8 protein-coding genes are annotated in these 7828 nt (G+C 62.5%); 7 read left to right on the top strand and 1 reads right to left on the bottom strand.

Translation table 11 applies throughout. The annotated features are described in order from the left end of the window. From CZ203_RS04130 to CZ203_RS04100, 7 genes are all read left to right on the top strand, one after another. A partial coding sequence (locus tag CZ203_RS04130) for a substrate-binding domain-containing protein (RefSeq protein ID WP_087064911.1) occupies nucleotides 1-835 on the top strand: 835 nt, incomplete at its 5' end. A gap of 68 nt (nucleotides 836-903) precedes the next feature. Further along, nucleotides 904-1782 (top strand): phosphate ABC transporter permease subunit PstC, encoded by an 879-nt coding sequence (pstC, locus tag CZ203_RS04125; protein WP_087064910.1) that lies wholly within the window; start codon nucleotides 904-906, stop codon nucleotides 1780-1782. Then, nucleotides 1779-2660 carry a phosphate ABC transporter permease PstA gene (pstA, locus tag CZ203_RS04120; protein ID WP_087064909.1) on the top strand — a complete coding sequence of 294 codons (882 nt, stop codon included), beginning with the start codon at nucleotides 1779-1781 and terminating at the stop codon, nucleotides 2658-2660. Before pstC ends, pstA begins: the two co-directional genes overlap by 4 nt. Nucleotides 2661-2677: 17 nt before the next feature. Then, nucleotides 2678-3427, top strand: coding sequence for a phosphate ABC transporter ATP-binding protein PstB (pstB, locus tag CZ203_RS04115; RefSeq protein WP_087064908.1), 750 nt, complete (start codon nucleotides 2678-2680; stop codon nucleotides 3425-3427). A gap of 18 nt (nucleotides 3428-3445) precedes the next feature. After that, nucleotides 3446-4102 carry a phosphate signaling complex protein PhoU gene (gene phoU, locus CZ203_RS04110; RefSeq protein WP_087064907.1) on the top strand — a complete coding sequence of 219 codons (657 nt, stop codon included), beginning with the start codon at nucleotides 3446-3448 and terminating at the stop codon, nucleotides 4100-4102. Between the two features lie 7 nt (nucleotides 4103-4109). Continuing rightward, nucleotides 4110-4790, top strand: a complete 681-nt coding sequence (locus CZ203_RS04105; RefSeq protein ID WP_087064906.1) for a winged helix-turn-helix domain-containing protein — start codon at nucleotides 4110-4112, stop codon at nucleotides 4788-4790. Next, the gene (locus CZ203_RS04100; protein ID WP_087064905.1) at nucleotides 4787-6463 is read left to right on the top strand and encodes a sensor histidine kinase; all 1677 of its coding nucleotides are present in this window, start codon (nucleotides 4787-4789) and stop codon (nucleotides 6461-6463) included. Before CZ203_RS04105 ends, CZ203_RS04100 begins: the two co-directional genes overlap by 4 nt. A gap of 57 nt (nucleotides 6464-6520) precedes the next feature. On the opposite strand, the gene CZ203_RS04095 is transcribed toward CZ203_RS04100, so the two are convergent. After that, nucleotides 6521-7768: an AfsR/SARP family transcriptional regulator gene (locus CZ203_RS04095; RefSeq protein WP_087064904.1), complete on the bottom strand. Its 1248-nt coding sequence runs from the start codon at nucleotides 7766-7768 to the stop codon at nucleotides 6521-6523. Nucleotides 7769-7828 lie beyond the last annotated feature (60 nt).

Genomic DNA, 7828 nt, shown 5'->3' with positions numbered 1-7828 from the left:
CACGCAGGAGCCTGCGCAGACGGACAGCGGCGCCGGCACGGCGGCCGCCATGGAAGGCCCGATCACGGTGATTTCCCGCGAAGAGGGTTCGGGTACGCGCGGCGCGTTTGTCGAGCTGACCGGCGTGGAGGAAAAGGACGCGGACGGCAACAAGGCCGACAACACAACCCCGGACGCACAGATCGCGAACAAGACCGACGTGGTGCTGACGAGCGTTTCCGGCGACCCGGCGGCGATCGGCTACATTTCCCTCGGTTCGCTCAATAACACGGTCAAGGCGCTGACGGTAGACGGCGTGGAGGCGACCACCGATAACGTCAAGTCCGGCGCCTATACGCTGGCGCGCCCGTTCAACATTGCGACCAAGGGCGAGCCTACCGGCGTTGCCAAGGACTTCATCGCCTTTATCCTGTCCGCGGAAGGCCAGCAGGTCATTGTGGACAATAAGTACATTGCAGTAGACGACGGGGCGGCAGCTTTCACTTCGGACGGCTCCTCCGGCACGATTTCTGTGGGCGGCTCCTCCTCGGTATACCCGGTCATGGAAAAGCTTGTAGAAGCGTACAAGGCCGCCAACCCGAACGCAACGGTTGAGCTGCAGTCCTCCGACTCCACCGCGGGCATGACCGGCGCGATGGACGGCACCTTTGACATCGGCATGGCGTCCCGCGAGCTTAAGGATTCCGAGACCGCCGAACTGACCGGCACGGCGATTGCGCTGGACGGCATCGCGGTGATCGTCAACCCGGAAAACACGCTGGACGGCGTTACGGCCGACCAGATCAAGGGCATCTATACCGGTGAAATCACCGATTGGGCGGACGTGGCCGCATAAGCGCGAATAACGACACAGTACGGGGGCGGAACGGGTTTCGCCCCCGTACCCGTACATGGGGTGAAGAAATGAAAGAACTTCGGGAAAAGCTGATGCATGGCGTATTCTTTGCCTGTGCGCTGGCTTCGATCCTGGCGGTAGCGCTCATTTGTGTGTTCCTGTTTGCAAACGGCGTGCCCGCCATGCGGGAAATCGGACTGCTCGACTTCCTGCTCGGCACAAAGTGGTCGCCGACCAACGTGCCGCCGTCCTTCGGCATTTTGCCGATGATCCTCGGCAGCGTGTATATCACGGCGGGCGCGATCCTGGTCGGCGTGCCGATCGGGCTGCTGACCGCAATCTTTATGGCGTTTTACTGTCCGAAGCGCATGTACGGCGTGCTGAAGCCGTGCACCGAGCTGCTCGCGGGCATCCCGTCGATCGTTTACGGTTTCTTCGGCATGGTGGTAATCGTGCCGCTCATCCGCTGGTTCGGTTCGCGGGACGTGACCGGGCTGGGCGGCTCAGGCTCGAGCATCCTCGCGGCGTCGATCCTGCTCGGCATCATGATCCTGCCGACGATCATCGGCGTGTCCGAGGCCGCGCTGCGGGCGGTGCCCGGCAGCTATTACGAGGGCGCGGTGGCGCTGGGCGCGAGCCATGAACGCGCGGTGTTCGCCGTGATGCTGCCCGCGGCAAAGTCCGGCGTGCTGGCCGCAGTCGTGCTTGGCATCGGGCGCGCGATCGGCGAGACCATGGCGGTCATCATGGTTGCGGGCAACCAGGCGCGCCTGACCGGCAACATCCTCAAGGGCATCCGCACCATGACCGCGAATATCGTCATGGAGATGGGCTACGCCACGGACCTGCACCGCGAGGCGCTGATCGCCACGGGCGTTGTGCTCTTTGTCTTTATTCTGTTGATCAACCTGTCCTTCTCGGTGCTGAAAAGGAGGAAAAACACATGACGGAAAATACGGCGCTGCGCGTGGCACGGCCTGCTGCGCGCACGGAAAACGGACGCCGGCTGCACGGACATCTCAAGTCGCGGCTGCAAAAAGGGCTGGTTTACGGCGCGGCCGCCATCACCTTTGCCGTCCTGCTGTTCCTGGTCGCCTATATCCTGGTCAACGGCATCCCGCAGCTGAAGCCGTCGCTCTTTTCGTGGACCTATACCTCGGAAAATGTGTCCATGGTGCCCGCGATCATCACGACGGTGGAAATGACCTTCCTCGCGCTCCTGATCGCGGTGCCGCTCGGCCTGTCGACGGCCATCTACCTGAACGAATACGCGACGCGCGGCAACCGGCTCGTGAATATCATCCGGATCACGACGGAAACGCTGTCCGGCATCCCGTCGATCGTGTACGGCCTGTTCGGCATGCTGTTCTTTGTAACTGCGCTGCACTGGGGCTACTCCATGCTGTCGGGCGCGGTGACGCTCGCCATCATGATCCTGCCGCTTGTGATGCGCACTGCGGAAGAGGCGCTGATGGCGGTGCCGGATACCTTCCGGGAAGGCTCCTTCGGCCTGGGCGCGGGGCGGCTGCGCACCGTTTTCCGCATCGTGCTGCCGGCCGCGATGCCGGGCATCCTGTCGGGCGTCATCCTGGGCATCGGGCGCATCGTGGGCGAAACCGCGGCGCTGATCTTCACCGCCGGCACCATGGCGCAAATCCCGGGGCTGCTGCAGTCCGGCCGCACGCTGGCGATCCATATGTATGTGCTGTCCGGCGAGGGGCTGCACATGAACGAGGCGTACGCGACGGCGGTGGTGCTGCTCGTCGTGGTGCTGCTGATGAACTTGCTCAGCGCCTTGGTTGCGCGCCGTCTTACCAAACAGTGAGAAAGGATGCCTTTCGCATGGATAAAATACAAATAGAGAATATGAACCTGCATTACGGCGATTTCCACGCCCTGCACGATATCAACCTGGGCATTCAGGAAAAGCAGATCACGGCCTTTATCGGCCCCTCCGGCTGCGGCAAGTCGACGCTGCTGCGCTCCCTCAACCGCATGAACGACCTGGTGGAGGGCTGCAAGATCACGGGGGATATCCTGCTGGACGGCGAGGATATCTACAAGGGCTGCGACGTCAACCTGTTGCGCAAACGCGTGGGCATGGTGTTCCAGAAGCCGAACCCGTTCCCGATGTCGATTTACGATAATATCGCTTACGGCCCGCGCACGCACGGCGTCAAATCGCGCGCGCGGCTGGACGGCATCGTGGAGCGCAGCCTCCGCCAGGCCGCGATCTGGGAAGAGGCCAAGGACTGCCTGAAAAAGTCCGCGCTGTCCATGTCCGGCGGCCAGCAGCAGCGCCTTTGCATTGCGCGCGCGCTCGCCGCGGAGCCCGACGTGCTGCTGATGGACGAGCCGACCTCGGCGCTCGACCCGATCTCGACCGCAAAGATCGAAGACCTTGTGCTGGAACTGAAAAAAGATTATACTATTGTCATGGTGACGCACAATATGCAGCAGGCCACCCGCGTATCGGATAAGACGGCCTTCTTCCTGCTCGGCGAAATCGTCGAATATAACGACACGGAAACGCTGTTTTCCGTGCCGTCCGACAAACGTACCGAGGATTACATTACCGGCCGGTTCGGCTGAGGGAGAAGGGGAAACAGAATGAGAAACCGTTTTGATATGCAGCTGCGCCAGCTCGATTGCGAGCTGATCCAGCTCGGCGCGATGATCGAGCACGCGATCGCGGGCGCGGCCAAAGCGCTGCTGGAGTGTGACGCGGAAAAGGCGCACGAGGTGGCCGGGCTGGACGATGGGATCGACCAGAAGGAGCGCGATATCGAGCGCCTGTGCCTGAAGCTCCTGCTGCAGCAGCAGCCGGTGGCGCGCGACCTGCGGCAGATTTCCGCCGCGCTCAAAATGATCACGGATATGGAGCGCATCGGCGACCAGGCCGCGGATATTGCGGAAATTGCGGTCATGCTGGCCGGGCGCGGCGAACCGCTGCTGGGCAGCGCGCACATCGGCGACATGGCGCGCGCGACCATCCGCATGGTCAGCGACAGCGTGGACGCCTTTGTAAAAAAGGACCTCGAGCTGACGCGCGCGGTCGTCCGGTACGACGACGTGGTCGACGACCTGTTTGACGAGGTGAAAAACGACCTGATCCGCTTCATCGCGCAAAACAGCGCGTGCGGCGAGCAGGCGATCGACTTCCTGATGGTCGCCAAATACTTCGAGCGCATCGGCGACCATGCGACTAATATCGCGGAGTGGGTGGAATTTTCCATCACCGGCCAGCATAAGGACGAAACAGAGTGAGGGGACTATGAAGACGATTTTTGTTGTGGAGGATGACAGCGCGATCAATGAACTGATCGCCTACGCGCTGCGGGGCGAGGGGTTTGCAGTAAGCGGGTTCGGCAACGGAGAGGCGTTTTTGAACGCGCTGGACGGCGGCCTGCCCGATTTGGTGCTGCTCGATATCATGCTGCCGGGGCAGGACGGGCTTTCCATCCTGCGCCGCCTGCGGGAGAACACGCGCACCCAGTCGCTGCCGGTCATCCTGCTCACGGCAAAATCGACGGAATACGACAAGGTCGTCGGCCTGGACAGCGGCGCGGACGACTATATTGCAAAGCCGTTCGGCGTGCTGGAAATGCTGTCCCGCGTCAAGGCCGTGCTGCGCCGCGCGGGCGGCGCCGTGCAGTCCGACGCGCTGGTGGTCGGCGGGGTGACGCTCGACGCGGCGCGCCATATCGTGACCGCCGGCGGGCGCGAGCTGCCGCTGACGCTCAAGGAATTTGAGCTGCTGCGCTACCTGATGGAGCACCGCGGCCAGGCGCTCACCCGGGACGGCATCCTGTCCACGGTGTGGGGCTACGGTTTTGAGGGCGAGACGCGCACGGTCGACGTACACGTCGGCACGCTGCGGCAGAAGCTCGGCGAATATGGCTCCATGATCGAGACCGTGCGCGGCGTGGGGTACCGTATCGGAGGCGGCAAGTGAGGAAACGTATTTTCCGCAGCATGTGCCTGCTGGCGCTGACGGCGGTCATCCTGACGAGCGTCCTGGTGTCCGCCATGGTCTATGCCCGCAGCTTTACCGAAATGAAGACCCAGGTGCAGCGCGAGGCCGCCCTGATCTCCGTCGGGCTGTCGCACGGCGGGGAGGATTACCTCGGCGCGCTGCAGATCGATTACGGCGACGATTTCCGCATCACGCGCATCCGGCGCGACGGCATGGTGCTGTTTGACAGCGACGCCGAACCGGGCAGGATGGAAAACCACCTGTCCCGGCCGGAGGTACAGGCGGTGCTGTCCGGCCAGTGGAGCGGAGAGGCGGTGCGCCGCTCCGAAACCATGGATACCAAGACCTACTATTATGCGCTGGCGCTGGCGGACGGCACGGTGCTGCGCCTGGCGTCCACCATGCGCAGCGCCTTCGGCGCGGTGCTTTCGGTCGCGCCGCTGATGGTGTTTATCGCCGTGGTCGTGCTGCTGCTCACGCTGCTGCTGGCACGGCGCATGGCGAACCTCATCATCGGCCCGCTCAACGCGCTCGACCTGGAGCATCCGGAACGCGACGGCGCATATGAGGAGCTGTCCCCGCTGCTCAGCCGGATCGCACAGCAAAACCGTTCGATCGGGCGGCAGATGCGCCAGCTTACCGCGCGGCAGGAGGAATTCCGCCTGCTGTCGGAGAATATGAGCGAAGGGCTGCTGCTGCTTGACCGGAACGCGGCGATCCTGACCATCAACAACAGCGCGCAGGCGCTGCTGGGCGGCGACGCCGACCGCGACTATGCGTCCCAGCATTTTTTACAGCTTTCGCGCGATTTGCAGCTGCAAAAGCTGATTGAGAAGGCGCTCGGGGGAGACCGGGCGGAAGATACGCTGCCCTTCCGCGGGCGGCAATACCAGGTCATCGCGAGCCCGGTCACGGCGGACGAGACGATCCGCGGCGCGCTGCTGCTGTTCCTCGACGTGACGGAACGCCAGCAGGCGGAACAGATGCGCCGTGAGTTTTCCGCGAACGTGTCGCATGAGCTAAAGACGCCGCTGACCTCCATTTCCGGCTATGCGGAAATGCTGGCCGGCGGCATGGTGCGGGATGGGGACATCAAGATGTTCGCAGGGCGGATTTACAGCGAGGCTGGCCGCCTGCTGGCGCTCATCCAGGATATCATCAAGCTGTCCCGCCTGGACGAGGGCACGGCGCAGGAACAGGCCGAGCCGGTCGACCTGTACGAAGTAGCGAAGCAGGTTGTGGAACGGCTCGCGCTACCCGCGGCGGAGCGGCAGGTCGCCGTGACGGTCGAAGGGGAGCCTACTGTGGTGCTCGGCGCACCCGCGATGCTCGATGAGCTGATGTTCAACCTGTGCGACAACGCGGTCAAGTACAACAAGGCTGGCGGCAGCGTCACCGTATCGGCCAGGCCGGCGCGGGACGGCGCGTGCCTGGCCGTGCGGGACACCGGCATCGGCATCCCGCATGGGCTGACCGAGCGGGTGTTTGAGCGTTTTTACCGCGTCGACAAAAGCCGCTCCAAGGACACGGGCGGCACCGGCCTCGGCCTGTCGATCGTCAAGCACATCGCACAGATCCACGGCGCGCAGGTTTCGATCGAGAGCAAGGAGCAGGTAGGCACCTGCATCCGGGTTAAATTCCCACCGAACTGAATAAAAAAGACGGGAAACCACTGGTTAAGCGGTTTCCCGTCTGTTGTTTTAGGGGGATTATAGCACCATGTCGATAGGCTGTATCGAAAAGGTAGGCTGCAGGGGGCAGTTGGGCGCGTCCTTGCGGAAGCGGCGGATGATGCGGGACAGCACCATCTCGCAGTTTTCATAGGTGATCGTCGGCAGCATCAGCAAATATTGCGCCACGCTGTACTTGGCGTAAACGTCGCCGCGGCGCAGCGAATACTTGATGCTGGAGGAGAGCCTGTCCATATTGGTGTTCAGCGCCTTGACCGGCACGTCCACGCCTTCCGCGCTGGACAGCGTGATGAGGCAGAGGAAGACGGATTCGCCGGTGCGCGCCGCTGCCCGGACCTCGAGCCGGTAAATGTCCTTAAACACTTCAAATTCGCAGAGGAAAGCGCCGTTTTCCGCCGTATCCTCGCGCAGCTTTTCCTTGATGACCCCGAGGTCTGTCTCCACGGTGTGGATGGACTTGATGATCTCGCGGTAGAGCGAGGTCAGGTTGTCCGATGGGGTGACGCCGAATTCCCGGTAGAACAGGTCGGTCATGTCCTTGTAAACCGTGAGCGCGGTCTGGTGCCGGCCGAGGTCGACGAGCGCGCACAGCAGGTGGTAGTACAGCGACTCCTCGTAGGGGTCGATATCGACCGCGTGGCGGCAGACCGTAACGATGTCCTCAAAGCGAGATTGGCGGCGCAGAAGGTCGCACAGGCGCGAGACCGCGTCGAGGTAGCGGGAGTGGTAGTAGGCGCTCAGCCGGATAACCCAGGACTCCATGGCCGACTTCGGGAGCAGGTCGCCGCTGTAAAGGTGCGCCGCCGCGAGCAGGCACTCCATCCGGTCGCCGTCTTCGGTGTCGGACTCCAGCGCGGCGGTATAGAGCTGGTCGAACAGCTCGGTGTCCACATCGAAATTGAGCTGGTTGTTCCACATGTATGTACCGCGCGTTTGCAGGATCATGTTCTTGCTGTCGGAGAAGTGCAGCTCGTCCAGCATAGCGCGGATGCGGTGTACCAGCGTTTTGAGGGCGTTGACGGGGTTCTCGCTTTTGCCCTCCGGATAGACCGCCTCGATCAGTTCGTTTTGCGACAGCTCGCGGTCGCGGAACGCGATCAGGAATTCGAGAAGCAGCCAGGGCTTTTTGGAGCGGATGACCTGGTCGCTGATGGACTGCTGCCCATTTGACAGGCTGCATCCGCCAAGCATGTTAATGTGCAGCTTTCCGGGATCGTCCCGCAGGGCGAGGTGCAAAAGCTCCTGACACCGCTTTTTTGTGGCCACGGGCTACACTCCTTTCCAAATCGTGAACGGGTAACCGCACACGCATAATTAGCTATATAT

The organism is Intestinibacillus massiliensis (genome assembly GCF_900155735.1).
Lineage (GTDB): Bacteria > Bacillota > Clostridia > Oscillospirales > Butyricicoccaceae > Intestinibacillus > Intestinibacillus massiliensis.
The sequence above is the reverse complement of the archived record's forward strand: the minus strand, read 5'-3'. Positions and strand labels throughout refer to the sequence as shown.